Source organism: Enterobacter sp. BNK-18 (assembly GCF_047456135.1).
Taxonomy (GTDB): domain Bacteria; phylum Pseudomonadota; class Gammaproteobacteria; order Enterobacterales; family Enterobacteriaceae; genus Enterobacter; species Enterobacter ludwigii.
This window is the reverse complement of record NZ_CP179899.1, coordinates 1,519,185-1,541,879: the sequence shown is the minus strand read 5'-3', so window position 1 is coordinate 1,541,879 and position 22,695 is coordinate 1,519,185. Positions and strand designations below refer to the sequence as shown.

The 22,695-nt window shown below is 53.7% G+C and carries 19 protein-coding genes; 6 read left to right on the top strand and 13 right to left on the bottom strand.

Annotation, left to right across the window (positions count from 1 at the left end):
- Positions 1-52: 52 nt before the first annotated feature.
- On the bottom strand, positions 53-1,438 hold the full coding sequence (locus ACMGG3_RS07345; RefSeq protein ID WP_414149745.1) for a NarK family nitrate/nitrite MFS transporter: 1,386 nt from the start codon (positions 1,436-1,438) through the stop codon (positions 53-55).
- Positions 1,439-1,644: 206 nt separating this feature from the next.
- Entirely contained in the window at positions 1,645-2,220 is a 576-nt protein-coding gene (locus ACMGG3_RS07340; protein WP_032680950.1) for a TetR family transcriptional regulator, read from the bottom strand.
- Positions 2,221-2,336: 116 nt separating this feature from the next.
- On the opposite strand from ACMGG3_RS07340, the gene ACMGG3_RS07335 reads away from it, so the two are divergent.
- A complete protein-coding gene (locus ACMGG3_RS07335) occupies positions 2,337-3,824 on the top strand; it encodes an MFS transporter (protein WP_025204129.1) in 1,488 nt (495 codons plus the stop codon).
- A 38-nt stretch (positions 3,825-3,862) separates the two neighbouring features.
- Here ACMGG3_RS07335 and ACMGG3_RS07330 read toward each other — a convergent pair whose 3' ends face one another.
- From ACMGG3_RS07330 to yddG, 3 genes are all read right to left on the bottom strand, one after another.
- The gene (locus ACMGG3_RS07330) at positions 3,863-4,321 is read right to left on the bottom strand and encodes a GFA family protein (RefSeq protein WP_163305600.1); all 459 of its coding nucleotides are present in this window, start codon (positions 4,319-4,321) and stop codon (positions 3,863-3,865) included.
- A gap of 79 nt (positions 4,322-4,400) precedes the next feature.
- Positions 4,401-5,474, bottom strand: coding sequence for a porin OmpD (ompD, locus tag ACMGG3_RS07325; protein ID WP_020884056.1), 1,074 nt, complete (start codon positions 5,472-5,474; stop codon positions 4,401-4,403).
- A 630-nt stretch (positions 5,475-6,104) separates the two neighbouring features.
- Positions 6,105-6,983 carry an aromatic amino acid DMT transporter YddG gene (gene yddG / locus ACMGG3_RS07320; RefSeq protein WP_014170222.1) on the bottom strand — a complete coding sequence of 293 codons (879 nt, stop codon included), beginning with the start codon at positions 6,981-6,983 and terminating at the stop codon, positions 6,105-6,107.
- Positions 6,984-7,204: 221 nt separating this feature from the next.
- On the opposite strand from yddG, the gene fdnG reads away from it, so the two are divergent.
- From fdnG to fdnI, 3 genes are read left to right on the top strand one after another with little or no spacing between them, the layout of a single operon-like run.
- On the top strand, positions 7,205-10,252 hold the full coding sequence (gene fdnG, locus ACMGG3_RS07315) for a formate dehydrogenase-N subunit alpha (protein ID WP_154819385.1): 3,048 nt from the start codon (positions 7,205-7,207) through the stop codon (positions 10,250-10,252).
- An 11-nt stretch (positions 10,253-10,263) separates the two neighbouring features.
- Positions 10,264-11,148 carry a formate dehydrogenase subunit beta gene (gene fdxH, locus ACMGG3_RS07310; protein WP_063156453.1) on the top strand — a complete coding sequence of 295 codons (885 nt, stop codon included), beginning with the start codon at positions 10,264-10,266 and terminating at the stop codon, positions 11,146-11,148.
- Positions 11,141-11,794, top strand: a complete 654-nt coding sequence (gene fdnI / locus ACMGG3_RS07305; RefSeq protein ID WP_020884059.1) for a formate dehydrogenase-N subunit gamma — start codon at positions 11,141-11,143, stop codon at positions 11,792-11,794. The genes fdxH and fdnI overlap by 8 nt, the downstream gene beginning before the upstream one ends.
- 43 nt (positions 11,795-11,837) lie before the next feature.
- On the opposite strand, the gene ppk2 is transcribed toward fdnI, so the two are convergent.
- Positions 11,838-12,656: a polyphosphate kinase 2 gene (gene ppk2 / locus ACMGG3_RS07300; RefSeq protein ID WP_025204134.1), complete on the bottom strand. Its 819-nt coding sequence runs from the start codon at positions 12,654-12,656 to the stop codon at positions 11,838-11,840.
- 166 nt (positions 12,657-12,822) lie between these two features.
- On the opposite strand from ppk2, the gene araJ reads away from it, so the two are divergent.
- Positions 12,823-14,001 (top strand): MFS transporter AraJ, encoded by a 1,179-nt coding sequence (gene araJ / locus ACMGG3_RS07295; RefSeq protein ID WP_342863384.1) that lies wholly within the window; start codon positions 12,823-12,825, stop codon positions 13,999-14,001.
- A gap of 30 nt (positions 14,002-14,031) precedes the next feature.
- On the opposite strand, the gene ACMGG3_RS07290 is transcribed toward araJ, so the two are convergent.
- Positions 14,032-15,234, bottom strand: coding sequence for an NAD(P)/FAD-dependent oxidoreductase (locus ACMGG3_RS07290; RefSeq protein WP_414149744.1), 1,203 nt, complete (start codon positions 15,232-15,234; stop codon positions 14,032-14,034).
- Between the two features lie 199 nt (positions 15,235-15,433).
- Here ACMGG3_RS07290 and ACMGG3_RS07285 point away from each other — a divergent pair, with 199 nt between their 5' ends.
- Positions 15,434-15,940: an RrF2 family transcriptional regulator gene (locus tag ACMGG3_RS07285; protein WP_014170178.1), complete on the top strand. Its 507-nt coding sequence runs from the start codon at positions 15,434-15,436 to the stop codon at positions 15,938-15,940.
- A 43-nt stretch (positions 15,941-15,983) separates the two neighbouring features.
- Here ACMGG3_RS07285 and adhP read toward each other — a convergent pair whose 3' ends face one another.
- The 6 genes from adhP to ACMGG3_RS07255 all read right to left on the bottom strand — a co-directional run bounded on the left by adhP (position 15,984) and on the right by ACMGG3_RS07255 (position 22,638).
- On the bottom strand, positions 15,984-16,994 hold the full coding sequence (gene adhP, locus ACMGG3_RS07280; RefSeq protein ID WP_020884077.1) for an alcohol dehydrogenase AdhP: 1,011 nt from the start codon (positions 16,992-16,994) through the stop codon (positions 15,984-15,986).
- 205 nt (positions 16,995-17,199) lie between these two features.
- Positions 17,200-18,909, bottom strand: coding sequence for an ABC-F family ATP-binding cassette domain-containing protein (locus ACMGG3_RS07275; protein ID WP_414149743.1), 1,710 nt, complete (start codon positions 18,907-18,909; stop codon positions 17,200-17,202).
- A gap of 323 nt (positions 18,910-19,232) precedes the next feature.
- Entirely contained in the window at positions 19,233-20,930 is a 1,698-nt protein-coding gene (locus tag ACMGG3_RS07270; protein WP_020884079.1) for an NAD-dependent malic enzyme, read from the bottom strand.
- 176 nt (positions 20,931-21,106) lie between these two features.
- On the bottom strand, positions 21,107-21,244 hold the full coding sequence (sra, locus tag ACMGG3_RS07265; protein WP_013096533.1) for a stationary-phase-induced ribosome-associated protein: 138 nt from the start codon (positions 21,242-21,244) through the stop codon (positions 21,107-21,109).
- 95 nt (positions 21,245-21,339) lie between these two features.
- Complete coding sequence (bdm, locus tag ACMGG3_RS07260) at positions 21,340-21,555, bottom strand: biofilm-dependent modulation protein (protein WP_020884080.1); 216 nt, start codon at positions 21,553-21,555, stop codon at positions 21,340-21,342.
- Between the two features lie 231 nt (positions 21,556-21,786).
- Positions 21,787-22,638 (bottom strand): Vmh family MBL fold metallo-hydrolase, encoded by an 852-nt coding sequence (locus ACMGG3_RS07255; RefSeq protein WP_025204138.1) that lies wholly within the window; start codon positions 22,636-22,638, stop codon positions 21,787-21,789.
- Between the last annotated feature and the right edge of the window lie 57 nt (positions 22,639-22,695).

Genomic DNA, 22,695 nt, shown 5'->3' with positions numbered 1-22,695 from the left:
TTCGATAGCCTTTTCGGAGAGGGCTGCCCACTCTCAGGCGAATGTGTAATTGTTATTGTTGTGAAGATTTGCGGCCATAAACCAGCCAGGTCACCAGGACGCAGACGATGTAAAACACGAGAAAAACTTTCATGGCACCCACAGGCGAGCCGGTCATGGCCAGCGACGTGCCGAAGGCTTTCGGAATGAAGAACCCGCCGACGGCACCGATGGCGGAGATAAAGCCCAGCGCTGCCGCGGTTTCGGTCACTGCTTCATGCTGCGCCTGCTCGTCACTTCCCCCTTGTTGCTTCACGCGGGTGAGGGTGATTTGGCGGAAAATGATGGCAATCATCTGAAACGTTGACCCGCTGCCCAGTCCGGCGGTGAGGAACAGACCCATAAAGACCAGATAGAAGGCGAGAAAACTGTCCGACCCGGAACCGGGAAGCGTCAGGAAAAGCAGGGCGCTGAAAAGCGCCATAAAGACGAAGTTAATCAGGGTGACGCGTACGCCGCCGAGTTTGTCTGAGATCATCCCGCCCGCAGAACGGGCCAGCGCGCCAATCAGTGGGCCAAAGAAAGCCAGATGGAGGATATTGACGTCAGGAAACTGGGTTTTCGACAGCATGGCGAAGCCTGCTGAAAAACCGATAAACGAACCGAAGGTTGCCAGGTAGAGGAGGCTCAGGAGCCACAGGTGAAAACGTTTTAACACCGGTAGCTGGCTGGCAATCGTGGCCTTAGAGCTCGCGATGTCATTCATGCCGAAAAACGCCGCAATCGTGGCCAGCAGGAGAAGGGGCGCCCAAATCCACGCGGCATTGGCCAGCCACATCGTTGAGCCGTCATCCTGCGGCACGCCGTTTACGCCGAGAAAGGTGAACATGGGCAGGAAGATCACCAGCGGCGCGACCAGCTGCATTACGCTCACGCCCAGATTCCCCAGCCCGCCGTTAATCCCCAGGGCGCTACCCTGTTTCGTTTTCGGGAAGAAGAAGCTGATATTGCCCATGCTGGAGGCGAAGTTAGCGCCGGCAAAACCACACAGCAGCGCGATGACGATAAAGATCCAGTAGGGAGTGGCAGTGTCCTGAATCGCGATCCCTAACCAGACGCAGGGAACAATCAGGATCACCGTGCTTAACACCGTCCAGTAGCGTCCACCAAAGAGAGGAACCATAAACGAATAGGGGACGCGCAATATCGCACCGGACAGGGAGGGTAAGGCTGTTAGCATAAAAAGCTGGTCGGTGGAAAAATTAAATCCAACTTTATTCAGATTGACCGCAATGGCACTAAATAACATCCATACGCAAAACGCTAATAACAGGCAAGCCACAGAAATTAAAAGATTTCTTCGGGCAATATGCTTTCCTTTATTTTCCCAGAATTGCGCGTTTTCGGGTTTCCAGTTGCTCAGCAGATAAGGATTATTCTTCTCACTTTGTTGTGACATGTCGCCCTCTTGCTTAACCATAAAAAGAAAAAATGGAGTAAAAACAGGTGGATGTCTGACGGTGTGTTTCTGGAATTATTGGATGGTTTGGGATACATCTGAAAGGATAGATAAAAAAGCGAATCCCTGAGCCGGGAGGGGAAATAAGGGTTCGCTTAATGTGTTACGAATTGTAAGTGAGGGCTGTTAATACTCATAAGTGAGTATTAACACAATTCCAGAGAGATTAATTTATCAAGATGGTTATTAAAGGCATCGTCGTCCATCTCTGGGATATCTAATATATAAATGCCGTCCAGGCCACACACCAGACCAATTAAACGCCAGGCAATATTTTCTGGCCGATCGCCCGGGGTAAAATCTCCCGCGTCAGTGCCTGCTTTGATAAGGGCGACGGTCTCCTGGTGCCACATCTCCATGGTCAGTACATATGCGCCCCTGATGTCCGTATCCCGGCTTGCCAGGATCTGCGCCTCACGCCACAGGCGAATATAGGGCTCAAACCGGCCATCATCGCTGCCGAGCATGGCATGCAGCTGCTGTCGCCAGCTGGCCTGCTTGCCGACTACATCCGCATCCAGCAGTTCACGGATTAACCGCACAAAAGCCAGCGATTTTAGCTCCCCGCCAGAGGTGAAATGGTGGTGGACCTGTCCGGTGGCGACGCCGGCTTCGGCGGCAATTCGCCGTACCGTCATTGCGGAAAGTCCGTCAGAGAGCGCCACGCGCATAGCGGCCTGTAAAATCTCTTCCCGCCTTTCATCCTTGCTCAGATATCGCATTTTCACTCACTCTTAATGGGACTGAAACAAGTGTAACAAAAAGCTGGACACTCGTTCAACTTTACGTAGGATCGCAAGCTGGACATGTGTCCATGATTTAAAAGAAAAGGAAATTTATGTTTCGTCAGTGGTTAGCGTTAGTCATTATCGTGCTGGTGTATATCCCGGTGGCGATCGACGCGACGGTACTGCACGTAGCGGCGCCGACGTTGAGTATGACGCTGGGTGCCAGCGGTAACGAATTATTGTGGATCATCGATATATACTCGCTGGTGATGGCGGGGATGGTGCTGCCGATGGGCGCGCTGGGTGACCGCATTGGTTTTAAACGGTTGTTGATAATTGGCAGTACGCTGTTTGGCTTGTCATCGCTGGCAGCTGCATTTGCGCCTTCAGCAGGATGGCTGATTGCTGCCCGCGCCTCGCTGGCGATTGGGGCGGCGATGATCATCCCGGCCACGCTTGCGGGGATCCGCACGTTGTTCGTTAATGCGCGCGATCGCAACATCGCGCTTGGGGTCTGGGCCGCCGTCGGTTCAGGCGGTGCGGCGTTTGGTCCGTTGATTGGCGGTATGTTGCTGGAGCATTTTTACTGGGGATCGGTCTTTTTGATCAACGTGCCGATCGTGGTCATCGTTGTTTCCCTTGCCGCGCGTCTGGTGCCTCGTCAACAGGGACGCCCGGAACAGCCGCTGAATATTGCCCATGCAATCATGCTGATTGTGGCGATATTGCTGCTGGTCTACAGCGCGAAAACCGCGCTCAAAGGGGTGCTTTCTCCGTGGCTGGTGGCAATGACGCTGCTCACCGGAGCGGTGATGCTGATGATCTTTGTTCGGATCCAGCTTCGCGCCCGCGTGCCGATGATCGACATGCGTCTGTTCTGTCATCGCATTATTTTAAGCGGTGTCGTGATGGCGATGACCGCCATGATCGCGCTGGTGGGGTTTGAGCTGTTGATGGCCCAGGAGCTGCAGTTTGTGCATGGCTTTACGCCATTTGAAGCGGGGATGTTTATGCTGCCGCTGATGGTTGCCAGCGGGTTTAGCGGGCCGATTGCCGGTGTGCTGGTCGGTCGTCTGGGGCTGCGGCTGGTGGCGGCAGGCGGAATGGGGTTGAGTGCCGTCAGCTTTATCGGTCTGTCGATGCTCGACTTCAGCACGCAGCACTGGCAGGCATGGAGTCTGATGGTGCTGCTGGGCTTCAGTGCCGCCAGTGCGCTACTGGCCTCAACCTCGGCAATTATGGCGGCCGCGCCAAAAGAGAAAGCGGCTGCCGCAGGGGCGATTGAAACCATGTCCTATGAGCTGGGCGCAGGGTTGGGCATTGCCATTTTTGGTCTGCTGTTAACCCGCAGCTTCTCAGCGTCAATTGTTCTGCCGCAGGGACTGAGCGCGACGCTGGCCGATAAGGCCTCGTCATCGATTGGCGAAGCGGTGAACGTGGCGCAGAGCCTGACTCCAGGGCTGGCGGAGTCGTTAATTGCGGCGGCAAAAACGGCCTTTATCACGTCGCACAGCGTGGCGTTAGGCAGTGCCGGCGCAATGTTACTGGTGCTGGCGGTCGGGATTTGGTTTAGCCTGGCAAACGTACCGAAACAGTAAAAAACAGGCCCGGTGGTGCAATGCTTACCGGGCAACCCTCAGTGTGCGTCATGGGGAGTCAGCAGGCAGCGCTTGTCGTGTGCTTCAATTTCGGTGCCGCTAAAGCGCGCGTATTGCCCGGTCAGGCCAAAGAATGCGGGTTGCGTTTCTGTATAGATTTCAGCGGCAAGTATCAGACGGCGACGTTCGTCTTCGCTCATCTCAAGCTGTGTCCAGGGAATGAAATAGCGCGTCGTTGAGCTTGCGGTCAGTGTGAACCACAGCGGGCAACCGCATCCGGGACAAAACCAGCGTTCGCCGCGCGCAGATGACGTGAAATGAGAAGGGGCTATCGACTCTTCTTCCACAAGCGGTTGACCCTGCGCTTCCAGATACATGGCCATTCCCCCCGACCATTTCTGGCACTGGGTACAGTGGCAGGCATAGACGTCGAAATTGTTGAGGGAAACGCTGAATTGGCTCATCCCACACAGGCAGCGTCCTTTGAAAATATGCATGGCGTGCTCCTTTATTACGCCAGTCAAACCGAATAAAAAAAGCCAGCCACGAAGGCTGGCTTTTTTATACTAACAAATCTTAGAACTGGTAGGTCAGACCAACAGCAACGATGTTGTCGGTAGAAACGCCAGCTGCTTTAGTGAAGCTGCTGTCGTCAACCAGGTTGATTTTGTAATCAACGTAGGTAGACATGTTTTTGTTGAAGTAGTAGCTCGCGCCAACGTCAACGTATTCAACCAGATCCTGGTCGCCGTAAGTACCAATGTCTTTACCTTTGGATTTCAGGTAAGCAATGGATGGACGCAGACCGAAGTCGAACTGGTACTGAGCAACCACTTCGAAGTTCTGCGCTTTGTTAGCGATGAAACCGCTACCGAAGTTGGTCATGTTACGGGTTTCAGAGTAGGTGGTTGCCAGGTAGATGTTGTTGGCATCGTACTTCAGACCCGCAGCCCATACTTCCGCGTTTTCGCCGCCTGCATTCAGATTGCTTGCAGCAGCAACCTGACGGTCAGTACGGTCAGATTTCGCGTAGGTAGCACCTACACCGAAGCCTTCGAATTCATAAGTAGAAGACAGACCCCAGCCGTCACCGTTCGCTTCGGTGATGTCGTTACGGTCGTTTTTACCCTGGTACTGAGCAGCCACGTTCAGGCCATCAACCAGACCGAAGAAGTCGGTGTTACGGTAAGTTGCAACGCCAGTCGTACGGCCAGTCATAAAGCCATCAGTCTGAGTCCAGGTATCACCACCGAATTCTGGCAGAACGTCAGTCCATGCGCCGATGTCGTAAGCAACACCGTAGTTACGACCGTAGTCGAAAGAACCGAATTCGTTGAATTTCAGGCCCGCGAATGCCAGACGGGTTTTGTTGCCGTCAGAACCCTGAGATTCAGAGCGGTTGCCTTTGAACTCGTATTCCCACTGGCCGTAACCGGTCATCTGGTCGTTGATCTGAGTTTCACCTTTGAAGCCCAGACGAACATAGGTTTTGTCGCCGTCGTTGCCAGCGTCATCAGAGAAATAGTGCAGACCTGTTACTTTGCCGTACAGATCCAGTTTGTTACCGTCTTTGTTAAAAACTTCAGCCGCGTTTACAACGCCTGCTGCCAACATGGAAGTCACTGCCACTGCAACTAATTTAAGTTTCATCTTAAATATTCCTTATAATTTTCTTCAGTATTTCCTGAGCCACTTTGAACGATTTCTAAACGAGGCTAATCATCAATGGCATGCTATTTTTAAGAATCTTGTAGTAGGGTTTCAATAATAAGTTTCAAAATATTAGCAATAATTTCAATTAGTGTGATCCGGATCGGATAAATTGCGGCTGTAACGAATGAGATGGTGGGGATTTGTGCATTTTTTGATGAATTATTCAACAAAACCATTGGCCGCAATATAGTTTTCGGCCGTTTTAGTTTCTTTTGTTAATTGTCGGTATTTTCTGTCTTTTTGCTCGTTTGATATAAATGTTAGTTGTTTAAAATCAATGGGTTAACTATTCCATTGTACGGGATAATCGTTGTTGGACGTGAAACACACAGAAACACACTATTGCACTTTGTGCTATATACATTGTTAATATTCGCAAGGGATTAATAACGTAACGGTGTCAAGTTATGTCAATAAAAGACGACGGAGATTTACGAAAGGGCGGTAATATAAACAGAATCTAAACGGCTTTTCTAACGCGCCGATCATTATTTTGACGCGCGATCACATATTAAATTTATGTTAATTCCCGCCGGGCGATTATGGGCCCGGCAGAAGATAGCGATATTATTTTCGCGTGGCGTACCAGCACAACAATGACCCGGCACAAACCATTAATGCGCCTTGCCAGAAAGAAAACGAGAGGGGGGAATTCAGCAATACGGCAGCGAGTGCTGCTGAGAGTACAGGCGTGAAATAGGATACCGCTGCGAGTACCGTGACGTTGCCATGAAGAATACCGATATTCCATGCCGCATAGCCAAACCCCAGTGCGACGCTGCACATGATGAGCTTTACGACCACCGGGAGAGTAAACACCATTTGCGGCTGTTCGCTGAACGCATATTTCACCCACAGACTGAGCGCGGTGAGCAGCACGAAAAGCGTTATCCCGTTTTGCCCGTTGGCAAACTTACTGGTGACGGTGCAGTAAGCCGCCCAGATAAAAGCCCCGGCGAACGCCAGCGCGTAGCTGAGCGGGCTTGAGATGACATTACGCATGATGTCATCAAGATGTAGCCCTTGTTCTCCGCCTAATACCCAACAGACGCCCAACAATGAGACGGCTAAGCCCGGGATCACCCACAGGGTGGACCGTTGGCCGTTAAATAAAATGGCAAACACTATCGTCAGGCTTGGCCAGAGATAATTGACCATTCCCACTTCGATAGCCTGGGAGCGCGTTGCGGCATAGCCTAACGACAGGGCGAGGCAAATTTCATAGCTGACAAACAGCACGCTGCCGGCAATAAGATACCGGGGTGAAAACCGTCTGATATCAGGAAATCCTACCGTCACCAGGCACAGTAATCCGCTGAGGGTGTATATCATTGCGGCGCCTCCCACCGGTCCCAGCCCCTCACTGACGCTACGAATGAGGCCAACCATGGTGCTCCACAACAGTATCGCCGCCAGTCCCGTGAGCGTTGCTCTCTTTCTGTCCATAACCCTGCCACCGCTATAAAAATCAAAGGAAAAATTTATAGCATTAATCCTCCTGCCATCGCGAATTATTCTCTTAAGTCTTTAATCAAAAAGAGGTATTTAAATTCCGTGGGCGTGACTATTAAGGGGGTGAAGACAAGTGACCTTGATTTGACGCAAAAAAATCAGGGGCTTTACTGCTAGTTTGCGGCGCGAAGTCTTATATGAAAACGAGGACAACAATGGACGTCAGCCGCAGACAATTTTTTAAAATCTGCGCGGGCGGTATGGCCGGAACAACAGCCGCAATGCTGGGATTTGCACCCAAAATGGCACTGGCTCAGGCACGCAACTATAAACTGCTGCGCGCTAAAGAGATCCGTAACACCTGCACATACTGTTCCGTAGGTTGTGGGCTTTTAATGTATAGCCTGGGCGATGGCGCGAAGAACGCCAAAGAAGCGATTTATCATATTGAAGGGGACCCGGATCATCCGGTGAGCCGTGGCGCACTTTGTCCGAAAGGGGCGGGTCTGCTGGATTATGTCCACAGCGAAAACCGTCTGCGCTATCCGGAATACCGTGCGCCAGGATCTGACAAATGGCAGCGTATCTCCTGGGATGAGGCGTTTTCCCGAATCGCAAAACTGATGAAAGCTGACCGCGACGCCAACTTTATCGAAAAGAACGCGCAGGGCGTTACGGTGAACCGCTGGCTGTCGACCGGCATGCTGTGCGCGTCCGCGGCAAGTAATGAAACCGGCATGCTGACGCAAAAATTTGTGCGCTCCCTCGGCATGCTGGCGGTAGATAACCAGGCGCGCGTCTGACACGGACCAACGGTAGCAAGTCTTGCTCCAACATTTGGTCGCGGTGCGATGACCAACCACTGGGTTGATATTAAAAACGCCAACGTCGTGATGGTGATGGGCGGTAATGCCGCTGAAGCCCATCCGGTGGGTTTCCGCTGGGCGATGGAAGCGAAAAATAATAACGATGCGACGCTGATCGTTGTCGATCCGCGCTTTACGCGTACGGCATCGGTGGCGGATATCTATGCGCCTATTCGCTCCGGTACGGACATTACGTTCCTCTCGGGCGTTCTGCTGTACCTGATTGAAAACAACAAAATTAACGCTGAATACGTTAAGCATTACACCAATGCCAGCCTCCTGGTACGGGATGATTTTGCTTTTGAAGAGGGGTTGTTCAGCGGTTATGACGCGGAAAAACGGCAGTACGATAAATCGTCCTGGAACTACCAGTTCGATGAAAACGGCTACGCCAGACGCGATGAGACCCTGAGCCATCCGCGCTGCGTATGGAATTTGCTGAAACAGCATGTTTCCCGCTATACGCCGGACGTCGTGGAGAATATCTGCGGCACGCCAAAAGCAGATTTCCTCAAGGTGTGTGATGTACTGGCCTCTACCAGCGCCGCCGACAGAACCACGACGTTCCTGTATGCGCTCGGCTGGACGCAGCATACCGTCGGTGCGCAAAACATCCGCACCATGGCAATGATTCAGCTGTTGCTCGGAAACATGGGGATGGCTGGCGGCGGCGTGAACGCCCTGCGCGGACACTCCAACATTCAGGGCTTGACCGATCTGGGCCTGCTGTCGACCAGCCTGTCAGGCTATCTGACGTTGCCGTCTGAAAAGCAGACTGATTTGCACAGCTATCTGGCGGCCAACACGCCAAAAGCGACGCGTGCCGATCAGGTGAACTACTGGAGTAACTATCCGAAGTTCTTCGTCAGCCTGATGAAGTCGTTCTATGGCGATGCCGCGCAGAAGGAAAACGACTGGGGCTTCGAGTGGTTGCCGAAATGGGACCAGGCCTACGACGTCATTAAGTATTTCAACATGATGGATAAGGGCAACGTTACGGGCTACATCTGCCAGGGCTTTAACCCGGTGGCGTCTTTCCCGGACAAAAACAAGGTCGTTCGCAGCCTGAGCAAACTGAAATACATGGTGGTTATCGATCCGCTGGTGACCGAGACCTCCAACTTCTGGCAGAACCACGGCGAGATGAACGACGTCGATCCTGCATCGATTCAGACCGAAGTGTTCCGCCTGCCGTCCACCTGTTTTGCAGAAGAAGACGGGTCGATTGCCAACTCCGGCCGCTGGCTGCAGTGGCACTGGAAAGGCCAGGATGCACCGGGTGAAGCGCGCAACGACGGCGAAATCCTGGCCGGGATTTACCATCGTCTGCGTGAAATGTATCGCACCGAAGGGGGGAAAGGCGCTGAACCGCTGCTGAGGATGAGCTGGAATTACAAACAGCCGGACCATCCTGAATCCGAAGAGGTCGCCAAAGAGAATAACGGCGTTGCGCTGGCGGATCTGTATGACGCGAACGGCACGCTACTGGCGAAGAAAGGCCAGTTGCTCAACAGCTTCGCGCTGCTGCGGGATGATGGCACGACCGCGTCGTCATGCTGGATCTACACCGGCTCCTGGACGGAACAGGGTAACCAGATGGCGAACCGCGATAACGCTGACCCGTCAGGGCTGGGCAATACGCTGGGCTGGGCATGGGCATGGCCACTGAACCGTCGCGTGCTGTACAACCGTGCTTCTGCGGATATCAACGGCAAACCGTGGGATCCGAAACGGATGCTGATCGAATGGAACGGCAGCAAATGGACGGGTAACGATATTCCGGACTTCAGCACCGCCGCACCGGGCAGTGAGACCGGGCCGTTTATCATGCAGCCGGAAGGGCTGGGACGCCTGTTTGCCCTCGATAAACTGGCGGAGGGGCCGTTCCCGGAACACTACGAGCCAATGGAAACGCCGCTCGGTACCAACCCGCTGCACCCGAACGTCATATCCAGTCCGGTGGTGCGTATCTATGAAGAGGACGTCCTGCGTTTAGGCAAGAAGGACAGGTTCCCGTATGTCGGGACTACCTACCGCCTGACCGAGCATTTCCATACCTGGACCAAGCATGCACGGCTTAACGCCATTGCCCAGCCGGAACAGTTTGTGGAGATCAGCGAAACGCTGGCGAAAGCGAAGGGTATTGCCAACGGTGACCGCGTGAAGGTGAGCAGCAAGCGTGGCTTTATTCGCGCGGTTGCGGTGGTTACGCGTCGTCTGCAGGCGCTGAGCGTGCATGGTCAGCAGGTGGAAACCGTCGGTATTCCGCTGCACTGGGGCTTTGAAGGGGTGGCGCAAAAAGGCTACCTCGCCAATACCCTGACGCCAAACGTCGGCGATTCCAACTCGCAAACGCCGGAGTACAAAGCGTTTCTGGTCAACATCGAGAAAGCGTAAGGAGCGAATACATGGCAATGGAAACACAGGACATTATTAAACGCTCCGCGACCAACTCCATCACCCCCGCGCCTCGTGCGCGGGATGATAAGGCAGAAGTCGCCAAGCTTATCGATGTCACTTCCTGCGTAGGCTGTAAAGCCTGCCAGGTGGCCTGCTCGGAGTGGAACGATATCCGCGATGAAGTGGGACACTGCGTCGGCGTTTACGATAATCCGTCGGATCTGAGTGCCAAATCCTGGACGGTAATGCGTTTTAGCGAAACCGATCAGAACGGCAAGCTGGAGTGGCTGATCCGTAAAGACGGCTGTATGCACTGCGAAGATCCGGGGTGCCTGAAAGCCTGTCCGTCAGCCGGGGCCATCGTCCAGTACGCCAACGGAATTGTCGATTTCCAGCAGGATAACTGCATCGGTTGCGGCTACTGCATTGCGGGATGTCCGTTTAATATTCCGCGCCTCAATAAAGAGGATAACCGGGTCTACAAATGCACCCTGTGTGTCGATCGCGTGAGCGTCGGGCAGGAGCCTGCCTGCGTGAAAACCTGTCCGACCGGGGCTATCCACTTCGGGACAAAAAGAGAGATGCTGGAGGTAGCCCAGCAGCGCGTGGACAAACTGAAAGCGCGCGGTTACGCCAGTGCGGGCATTTATAACCCGCAGGGTGTGGGGGGAACGCACGTGATGTATGTTCTGCACCATAACGACCAGCCGGAGCTGTACCACAATCTGCCGAAAGATCCTGCGATCGATACCTCGATCAACCTGTGGAAAGGGGCGCTCAAACCGCTCTCTGCGGCGGGCTTTATCGCTACTTTCGCCGGGTTGATTTATCACTACATCGGTATCGGACCCAACAAAGAGGTGGATGACGATGAGGAGGAACCTCATGAGTAAGTCATGGATTGTGCGCACGAAGTTTGTCGACCGCGCCTGTCACTGGACGGTAGTGATCTGCTTCTTCCTGGTGGCGGTCTCGGGGATCTCCTTCTTCTTCCCGACGCTGCAGTGGCTGACGGAAACCTTCGGGACGCCACAGATGGGGCGTATTTTGCATCCGTTCTTCGGCGTGCTGATTTTCGTGGTGCTGATGTTTATGTTTGCGCGCTTCGTACATCACAATATTCCGGACAAGCATGACATTCCATGGCTGAAGGGGATTATTGAGGTTCTGAAGGGCAATGAGCATAAGGTTGCGAAGGTCGGGAAATACAACGCCGGGCAGAAGATGATGTTCTGGACCATCATGAGCATGATTTTTGTTCTGCTGGTCACCGGCGTCATTATCTGGCGGCCGTACTTTGCGCACTACTTCCCCATTCAGGTGATTCGCTACGCGCTGCTCATTCACGCGACGTCAGCCATTATTCTGATCCACGCCATCCTGATCCACATGTATATGGCCTTCTGGGTCAAAGGGTCGATTAAAGGCATGATTGAAGGGAAGGTGAGCCGCCGCTGGGCGCAGAAACACCACCCGCGCTGGTACCGTGACGTTGAGCGGCTGGAAGCGAAACAGGACAGTACGAAAGGGATGCCGTAAGTCCCGCGTTCGCGGGTCAGCGAATGACCCGCGAACGCTTCAGTCAAAAACGCTCTTCAACATACCGAAACGGGTATTGGGTCGGCTTCACTTTACCAATCTTACGCTTCGGCAAACTCACCGCTTCGATGTGAATGGCTTTGTACGGGATTTGCGCCAGCAGGTGCGAAATAATGTTCAGGCGCACGCGTTTTTTATCTTCCGAACGGGCGACAAACCACGGCGCCCAGGCGGTGTCGGTGGCAGCAAACATCGCATCTCGCGCCACGGTATATTCATCCCACAAATTGAAAGACTTAATGTCCATTGGAGATAATTTCCAGGTCTTTCGCCCGTCGTTGATACGATCGCGCAGACGACGCTCCTGTTCTTTCGGCGTGACCTCCAGCCAGTATTTAAGCAGGATGATCCCGGCATCCACCATTGCTTTTTCCATCACCGGCGTGCCATCAAGAAACTTCTCGACCTGCTCCGGTGTGCAGAATCCCATCACCCGTTCAACGCCCGCGCGGTTGTACCAGCTGCGGTCAAAAATGACAATTTCGCCGGCGGCTGGCAGGTGGGGGACATAACGCTGGAAATAGAGCTGGGTCTTCTCTTTTTCCGTCGGGGCGGGGAGCGCAACAACCCGGAAGACGCGTGGGCTAACGCGTTCAGTGATGGCTTTAATGGTTCCGCCTTTACCGGCACCGTCGCGCCCTTCAAAGACAATACAGACCTTTAAACCCTTTGCGACGACCCACTGCTGGAGCTTAACCAGTTCAACGTGGAGGCGACGAAGCTCTTTTTCATACTCTTTCGTTTTTAACGGCTCATGCTTTATGACATCAACTGCGACACTGGTTTTCTTCTTGCTTCCCATGATTGTCATCCTCAGGTTGTCCGGCGCGGGAAAAAGCGGGGCCGCACTATGAAGTGTAATCCACCTGAATTAATGGATTAACGTGTCAGCCAGCTGATTTGAACTGGCTCACCATACAAGATTGTTCAATAATGCCCGTCGCGCGTTGTTAACCAGTGGTTGTGGTATGAAAAAGACAATTTTTTCGTTGGCACTTGGCACGTTTGGCCTGGGAATGGCTGAATTTGGCATTATGGGCGTATTAACTGAACTGGCCCATGACACCGGAATTTCAATTCCCGCCGCCGGGAATATGATTTCGTTTTACGCCTTTGGTGTGGTGATTGGTGCCCCGATTGTGGCGCTGTTCTCAGGCAAATTTTCGTTAAAATCCACGCTGTTGTTTCTGGTGGTGCTGTGTGCCGTCGGTAATGCGATTTTTACCTTTTCAACGTCGTATGCCTGGCTAGCGATAGGGCGGCTGATTTCCGGTTTTCCGCACGGCGCCATTTTTGGCGTCGGGGCGATTATTCTCTCGAGAATTGCGCCTCCGGGGAAGGTGACGGTCGCCGTGGCGGGCATGATAGCCGGCATGACGGTTGCCAATCTGGTGGGCGTACCGCTGGGCACCTGGCTGGGTCATGAATTCAGCTGGCGCTATACCTTTTTCCTGATTGCCCTGTTTGATGCTCTGGTGATCATCTCGGTACTGGTCTGGGTGCCGCACATCCATGATCGCTCCGAAATCAAATTGACCGCGCAATTTTCCTTTCTGAAAAAACCGGAGCCGTGGCTGATTTTTGCCGCCACCATGTTTGGTAATGCTGGTGTGTTTGCGTGGTTCAGCTTCGTCAAACCGTTTATGGTCAACGTCTCTGGCTTCTCCGAAGGCGTCATGACGGTCATCATGATGCTGATGGGGCTGGGTATGGTGTTAGGTAATCTCCTGAGCGGGAAATTATCGGGTCGCTTCAGTCCGCTGCGTATTGCCGCCACCACCGACATGGTCATTGTCGCGTCACTGCTGTTGCTATTCGCCTTTGGGGAACATAAAACGGCGTCGCTGGTGATGGGCTTTATCTGCTGTGCCGGGCTGTTTGCACTCTCTGCGCCGCTGCAGATCCTTCTCCTGCAAAATGCGAAGGGCGGTGAGATGCTGGGTGCCGCAGGCGGGCAGATGGCATTTAACCTCGGCAGTGCGATAGGGGCGTATTTTGGCGGGATGATGATCACGCTTGGCTTTAGCTGGAGCTATGTCACGCTGCCAGCGGCTGTGCTCTCATTCTCAGCCATGAGTTCACTGCTGGTCTACGCACATCTTCGGGCCAGAAAGGCAGACGCCGGTTCGTTCGCTTCCGCACGTTGAACCGCGCCGGTAAGGCGCGGTAGAAGGGCGCTAGACAAATTTCGCCAACGGATCGGCAGCGGCAAACGCCACGGCTTTGTCCGCTGCTGGCGGGCAGATAAGTTCATTGGTGATGGCGATTTTGATTTTCTTTGCGTCATCACGCACCGATTTGACGGCCTGGTCCCACCCTTCAGTGTAAACGGCACCCCAGGCACCCAGGTCCAGACAGGTCACGTAGTTAACCTGGCGGTAAGGATAAGGCGTGCTATTCAACAGGCTGGCTGCCGCGTTGTGGCCGGCAAATTTACCCAACTGGATCGCGTGCTGGCAGGTCATTAGCGCCGTGTTCCCCATCTCGTCCGTTCTGGCGTAGGCCATATCTCCCGTCGCGTACACGTCCGGATGAGCCGGAACCTGCAGCGTTTCTGTCACTTTCAAACGCCCCTGGTTATCGCGTTCGCCGTTAATCTGTTGTCCAAGCGGGTTTGCTTCAACGCCTGCTGTCCAGACTACGGTGGCAGCGGGGATACGTTCGCCGTTTTTCAGCGTTACGCCGTTCGCATCGATGGCCTCAATTTCACTGTTCAGACGCCACTCAATCCCCAGTTCCTGGCTCGCGTCTTTAATGGTGTTACGCAATGCTTCACTGTACCGTCCGCCAATGACATGACCTCTTTCAACTACGATAACTCTTGTCGCCGTATCATCGCCGAAGCGAGCGCGCAGTCGGGCAGGAAGCTCGGTTGCCAGTTCAATGCCGGTAAAACCGCCGCCACAGACAACCACGGTATTGCGCGCAGCGGTGGAAGGGCGCGAGACCAGGGAGTCAAGATGCTGCTCAAAGGTCTGTGCGGATTCAAGCTGATCGATATCAAAGGCGTACTCAGCCAGCCCGGCAATCGGTGGACGCTTGCTCTGACTGCCGGTGGCCAGCACTAACCGCTCGTAACTCACTGCGGCAGTTACGCCATTCGCATCACGATAGGAAACACTTTTCCCTTTTATATCAATGGATTTTGCTTTACCGGCGATAAAATCAATACCCAGTTCAGCGAACAGTCCGGTCAGCGGCGAGACCAGCGACGTCACGTTCTCTTCATAGAAGCGCGGGCGAACACGCAACTCAGGGGCGGGTGCCAGCACGGCGATCTTTAGGCTGTTATTGCCCTCCAGCGCATTCAGACGCGCGGCACTGACGGCAGCCCACATGCCGGAAAAACCACTGCCCACAATTAAAATCTGCTTTTTCATCTTCGATCCTTTTGATCATCACGCTGTATACCTGACATAACTGCAACTATACTTGTCGCAGTTAACTGCGACAACTTCTTTCTGAGTTAAATTTTAATGCTGCATAAAATCAGCATGTTAATGAAAAAGGGGAGGGTAGTTGTGATTGTGGGCAATAACGCCGTTATAATGACCCAGATAAATAACTTCGGAGTTAACCATGGCGTTTTACAGTTCCGGTGTGGAATACGGCATTCACAGCCTGATGTGCATGGTGGATGCAAAAGGCAATGAGCGTGAGATGAGCGTCCGGGAAATGGCCGCCTTGCAGGGGGTGCCGTATGATTACCTGGGAAAAATCTTCACCCGTTTGTCACGTGCCGGGCTGGTGAGCAGCACGGAAGGTAAGGGCGGCGGGTTTAAACTGGCGCGCCCGGCGGAGTTGATCACCGTACTGGATGTGGCGCACGCCATTGACGGTGAGAAGAACATGTTTGAGTGTCGCGAGGTGCGTCAGCGGCTGGCGGTGTTTAATGAAACGCCTCCTGCCTGGGTGTGCAATGGCCCGTGTGGCGTACGTTCGGTCATGGACAGCGCACAGCAACGCATGGAAGAGGAGTTAGCGCGACATACCATTCTCGATCTGGCGCGCAAGATGTACCGCAAAGCGCCGGATACCTTTCAGATTGAGGTTCAGGAGTGGATTTCTGACCGGCGATCGTCGTAGTGAAATGCCGGGTAAGGCAAAACCGCCCCCCGGCAACCGGCGATTAAGAGCGTAAATCAATCACCATACGACCGCGGATTTGACCCTGCTCCATCTCTTTAAAGATGGCATTGATATCTTCCAGCGGACGCATTGTCACTTTTGGCACCACTTTGCCCTCTGCTGCAAACTGGAATGCCTCCATCAGGTCCTGACGGGTTCCCACCAGCGAACCGACGACCTGAATGCCGTCCAGGACCAGGCGCGGAATATCCAGGCTCATCGCTTCCGGCGGCAGGCCCACGGCGACCACGCGGCCACCGGCACGCACGGCATCCACCGCTGAGTTGAAGGCTGCTTTTGCCACGGCAGTTACCACCGCGGCATGTGCGCCTCCGGTTTTCTCCTGAACAATTTTCGCTGCATCTTCGCTGCGAGAGTTAATGGTTAAATCTGCCCCCATGCTCGCGGCCAGTTTCAGCTGTTCATCGTTCACATCAATGGCGATGACCTTGGCGTTGAATACGTTTTTAGCGTACTGCAGCGCAAGGTTACCCAGACCACCAAGACCGTAAATCGCAATCCACTGGCCCGGCTTAATGTGGGACACTTTTACCGCTTTGTAGGTGGTGACCCCCGCGCAGGTGATGCTGCTCGCCGCTGCGGAATCCAGACCGTCCGGCACTTTTACCGCATAATCGGCGGTCACGATGCACTCTTCAGCCATCCCACCGTCAACGGAATAACCCGCGTTTTTCACATCGCGGCACAGGGTTTCGTTGCCGGTATTACAGTATTCGCAGTGTCCACAGCCTTCAAAAAACCATGCCACGCTCGCACGGTCGCCAATTTTCAGCGAGTTGACGCCTGGGCCAATCTCTTTAACGATCCCTATTCCTTCGTGACCCAGGATCACCCCGGTCTTATCGCCGAAATCACCGTTCTTCACGTGAAGATCGGTATGACATACGCCGCAGCATTCCATCTTCAGCAGGGCTTCTCCATGCTTAAGCGGACGTAATGATTTTTCGGTGACATTGACCTGATGATCCTGAGTGACAACAGCAGCCTTCATATGTTTCTCCTTGTTCATGATGAGATTCTGCATAGCAGGTGTACTACTTCTTAAGGATTAATACTTAGGCGCGTTAATGCAAGGTGGCAGCAACATAATGTCATCATTTGATTCGATTTCGGATTAAGAATACAGCGATCCTCTAATAATCAGGGGGGGCGTTCAGAGGCAGAGCGACCCGGCGAGACGCTCGCCGGGCGCGGACTTACAGTTTTGCTTCTATCGCCTCAATCTCCTGGCGCCATTGCGCCTGCAACTGCGGCTTCTGGTGCTTCGGTTTGCGGGCCAGGTCTTCCTCCAGCAATGTCTCCAGCGCGATCAGCCGTTCAAGCAGGTCGTCAAACTGCGAAGGGCGATCGTGCTGTTGTTTCGGTGAACACGGCGATGTTATCAGGCCTGCACTTTCACGCAGCCGTTCAAAGACCGCTTCGGCGTCATGCCATTCACTCAACCTGCCGTCCTCAATCAGCCAGAAACGGTTGCAGCTTTGGCTGATTAATTGACGGTCATGGCTGACCAGCAGCACGCCACCTTCAAATTGCTGCAGGGTTTCTGTCAGCGCCTCTTTGCCTTCCATGTCCAGATGGTTGGTCGGTTCATCCAGCATCAGCAGGCTATAACGCGCTAACGTCAGGCCAACAAACAGTAGGCGAGAGCGTTCTCCACCGCTGAGCGTCATGACTTTCTGACCGTGACGTGGCCACGCAAAGCCGGCACCGATCAGGGCCATCTTGCGATTCTGCGGATCGGGTGCAAACGGCTCCAGTGCGTCAAACAGCGATGCATCGTCCGGGAGCTGGTTCAGCGTCTGATCATAATAGCCAGGCGATACGCGTGGATGGAGTTTCAGCCCATCGTCAGCCTGCTCGCCGCGAAAATGCCGCCAGATCAGCTTCATCAGGGATGATTTACCGCAGCCGTTACGTCCAACGATGGCCACGCGATCGCCGCTTTTGAGACGCGCGATGTCAATGTTAAACAGCGCAGGCAGTCCGGGCGCCGGCGGCACCGCGAGGTTTTCAAGCTCCAGCAGACGGTCGGCCCGCAGCGCGTCGCCGCGCAGGGTTAATGTCCACTGACTTCCCGCCGTGACCTCCGTCTGGCTCTCTTTCAGCCGTTCAACCTGCTTTTCCATCTGTTTCGCTTTGCGGGCCAGGTCTTCGTTGTCGTAGACTTTGCCCCAGGTCGCCAGTCTTTTTGCGCTGGCCGCGACGCGGTCGATCTCCTTTTGTTCTGCCTTGTGGCGCTGCGCATCACTTTCGTCTTTCGCATCCAGCGCTTTGCGTGCGGCGGTGCAGGGAAGGGCAAAGTAATGCAGCATCTTATCGCGCAGGATCCAGCTGCCGTTGGTCACGGCATCCAGCAGCTGCCTGTCATGTGAAACCAGCACAAAGCTGCCTGACCAGGCCTGTAAAAACTGCTCCAGCCAGAGCATGGTGGGTAAATCGAGGTGGTTACTCGGTTCATCCAGCAGCAGCAGGTCCGGCGCATTAATCAAAGCCCGCGCCAGCAGCAGACGCGTATGTTGCCCGCCGCTCAACGTTGCCGAGGTTAATGTCCAGTCCTGCGGCGTAAAGCCCATACTCGCCAGCAGCGTTTCCGCTTTCCAGCGCAGGCTCTCGCGTTCAGCCGCAGGCAGTTGTGCCAGCACGGCATCCAGCATGCTCAGGGGATAAATCCCGTCCGGGAGATGTTGTTCTACGCGCGCCATGATGCAGTGCCCGGCCAGCGCGACCGTTCCGGCGGCAGGCGTGTCCGTACCGTCCAGCACCTTCAGCAGCGTACTTTTACCGCAGCCGTTGTCGCCCAGCAGACCGATGCGATCGCCTTTTTTCAGCGTAAAGGAGAGAGAGTCGAAGAGCGTACCAAACGCCGTATCAACACGTAGAGATTGTGCAGTGAGTAAAGTGCTCATTGTTGCTTACCCAAGAGTTTCAGGCATGTTTATGCCTCGTCAAACATCGCTGACGATAACTCAGTAAGCCCGAGAGAAGGGATTTCAGGGGTTGGTGTCTTCGCTCAAGCAGAAGTTATCGCAGCACGATACCGATAACGCTTGAGCTGGTGCGATCACCAAATGTATGTGAAACATTGAAAATTTCACAGTACAGCATAATTGGCCTCCTTATATATTCAGTAGGTTAATGGATGAAGGCAGTGTAGCGGGGATTTTACGGCCCGGCAAGCGCGGGCAGAATGGCAGGCCGGGAGGCATGATTGCCTTACCCGGCCTGTTCTTTAGATAGACGTTCTGCGATAGCTGCGGTATTCCGGCATCCAGAAGTTGTCGTCAATGGCCTGCTGCAGCGCATCGGCGGAGGTTTTCACCGCCACGCCTTGCTGCTGTGCCATTTTTCCTACTGCGAAAGCGATCGCACGGGACACTTTATGAATGTCTTTCAGCTCTGGCAACACCAGGCCTTCACCGTTATTCACCAGCGGTGAGTGTTTCGCCAGGGTTTCGCTGGCTGACATCAGCATTTCATCGGTAATGCGTGACGCACCGGACGCGATAACCCCCAGACCAATCCCCGGGAAGATGTAGGAGTTGTTGCACTGCGCGATCGGATAGGTTTTATCCTTCCACACCACCGGGTCGAACGGACTGCCGGTTGCCACCAGTGCGTTACCTTCGGTCCAGGCGATGATGTCCTGCGGCGTTGCTTCTACACGGGAAGTCGGGTTAGAGAGCGGCATCACGATAGGGCGTTCACAGTGTTTGTGCATTTCGCGAATAATCTCTTCGGTGAAGAGACCGGTTTGCCCGGAAACGCCGATAAGAATGTCCGGCTTCACGTTGCGCACCACGTCCAGCAGGGAGAGCACCTCGTTGTCGGTATCCCAGTTTTTCAGGTTCTCACGTTTCTGAACCAGTCGGGTCTGGAACGGCAGGAGGTTAGGCATACCGTCGGTCAGCAGGCCGAAACGGTCAACCATATAGACACGGGAACGGGCCAGTTCTTCACTCAAGCCCTCGCGCTGCGTCTGAGCAATAATCTGCTCGGCAATACCGCAGCCCGCAGAGCCTGCGCCCAGGAAGACGATTTTCTGGTAGCTCAACTGGCTGCCTGCCGCACGGCTGGCGGCGATCAGCGTCCCAACGGTCACGGCGGCGGTGCCCTGAATGTCGTCGTTGAATGAGCAGATGTCATCGCGGTAGCGATTCAGCAGCGGCATGGCGTTCTTCTGCGCAAAGTCTTCAAACTGCAGCAGCACGTTCGGCCAGCGTGCCTTAACGGCCTGGATAAAATCATCAACAAACTGATAATACTCATCGTCGGTAATGCGCGGATGACGCCAGCCCATGTACAGCGGATCGTTGAGCAGCTGCTGGTTGTTGGTACCCACATCCAGCACTACCGGCAGGGTGTACGCCGGGCTGATACCCCCACAGGCGGTGTACAGGGAGAGCTTACCGATTGGGATCCCCATTCCGCCAATGCCCTGATCCCCGAGGCCGAGAATACGTTCCCCGTCAGTCACAACAATGACCTTGATGTTGTGGTTCGGCACGTTCTGCAGAATATCGTCCATATTGTGACGGTTCTGATAAGAGATGAATACGCCGCGGGAGCGACGGTAGATCTCAGAGAAACGTTCACAGGCCGCACCCACCGTTGGGGTGTAGATCACCGGCATCATCTCTTCGAGGTGGTTCTGAACCAGGCGATAGAAGAGGGTTTCATTGGTGTCCTGAATGTTACGCAGGTAGATGTGCTTATCGATTTCAGTCTTGAAACCCTGATACTGGATCCACGCACGTTCAGCCTGTTCTTCAATGGTTTCCACCACTTCGGGCAGCAGACCAAGCAGGTTGAAGCTGCTGCGCTCTTCCATGCTGAAGGCGCTACCTTTGTTGAGCAGGGGGAATTCCAGTAAAACCGGACCGGCATAAGGGATATATAAGGAACGATGTTTTTTCAGTTTGTTGTCCATGTCACTCACTCTTTTTTTGAAGATCCGTCCCTGACACTGCTGTTTGTCATCTTTCTGGCCTGTGCGGTGGGGTGCGGTCAGGCGGTATTATAAAGGAGCTAAATGTTAATTACCGCAACACATAAACAAAAACACCATCGGTTTTGCCGATGGTGTTCAGGATCTCTTACTGGAACTTACTTGCCAGCGTGGCGTTTTCTGCCGGTGGCATGGGTGACTTGCGTTTCACTGTCGCCCTCAATCACCACTTTACGTTGGTTAGAAAGCTTGTAGTTCAGTCCCAGAATATGGCGTGCCTGACGGTTCGATTTCATCTTTACTCCTCAATCCTGTTGATAGTTTTAAGGACAAGTTTGCTTACGCAAACGAAATGTAACCCCTTAGGTTGCAGATCCAGCTTAGCAGGTTTTTACAAAGAGGCATTCTGTCCACTGACCACGTAGTTAATGGTCTGTTGGTAGATGTCACTGAGGATGTCATTGTCTGTGGATTCCACCCATTTGGTCAGTTCCATCAAAATGTCATCTTCAGTCACAGCACCGTGTTCGGCGTGAAGACCTTGTGCGATTGCGTTAACGAGTTCAGGTTGTGCTGCTGCAGTATTTGCCGGGTAATAAGTAAACATGCTGCCTCCGTGTCGTTGTCTGTGTAATGGTACGGCTCGCAAAAAATGTAATTCACAAACAGAATGGCAAATATTTCCCTTGCTGTGTCTAAGATTCATCTTAGAAATAAAAATTACATAAGTGCATGCTTTTAGACACTTTTAGAAATGGAGGAATAATAACAGGGGACGAGGGGGGATATTTTGATGCTGCTCCTGCTATCCGAGAAAATAGCAGGAGCAGAGATTAATTTACCATTTCATTTCGCCGGTATTCACTTTCGCACTTAATTCCAGCGAGCTCTCTTCGGCCAGGCCCGGATACGCTTTTTTCATGGCGCTAATGACGCCAGCAGAATCTTTGTGATTAGCCAGCGTCTGCTCGAACCGCTGCAGATATTCACGGGTAAAATCGATAGCGCCGGTACCTGACGGTGGCGTCCCCAGATAGTGACCCGGGATCACGCGCTCAGGTTTGTGCGCCGCCATGTTTTCCAGCGTGTCCTGCCACTGCTGGCGACGCGCCCGGGTCTGGGTATCGGCCGTCCACAGATGGATGCCCCATGAAACGCCCGTGCCGCCAAGAATCGTCTTCGCTGACGGGATCCAGACATAGGCCGCGTAGCTGTCTGGCTGTTCAATATCGATTTTCTCACCATCAACCATAAACGTGGTGGAGGTCAGCACCTGGGGAACGATCAGCGTTGTTGGCGCGCCGTCTTTCATCTGTGGGCCCCAGAAGGCCAGCTTGGCATCTTTGGTGGCCTTGATATGGTCAACCACCTGCTGAGTCGCCACGACTTTCGCATTCGGGAATGCTTTAACCAGCGGTTGCAGACCAAAGTAGAAGTCCGGATCGCCGGAGGTGATCACAATCTTGTTCAGGGTTTTACCACTGCGGCGAATTTTCTCCACCAGTGCTTCACCGTCTTTCACGCTGAACTGCGCGTCAAACAGGACGGCCTCTTTCGGGCCAGACACCAGCGTCGACGAGACCGCAAAGATGCCTTTCTCCTGCGGGTTCCAGGTATCAATGGTCAACGGTGCGGCAAAGACCGCCGGCGTGAAGAGGGTGCATAGCAGTGCAAGGCGAGTGAGCTTCATCATCATGTCTCTTTTTATCAGGAAAGACCCTATTGTACCGAACTCTACATTTGCCAG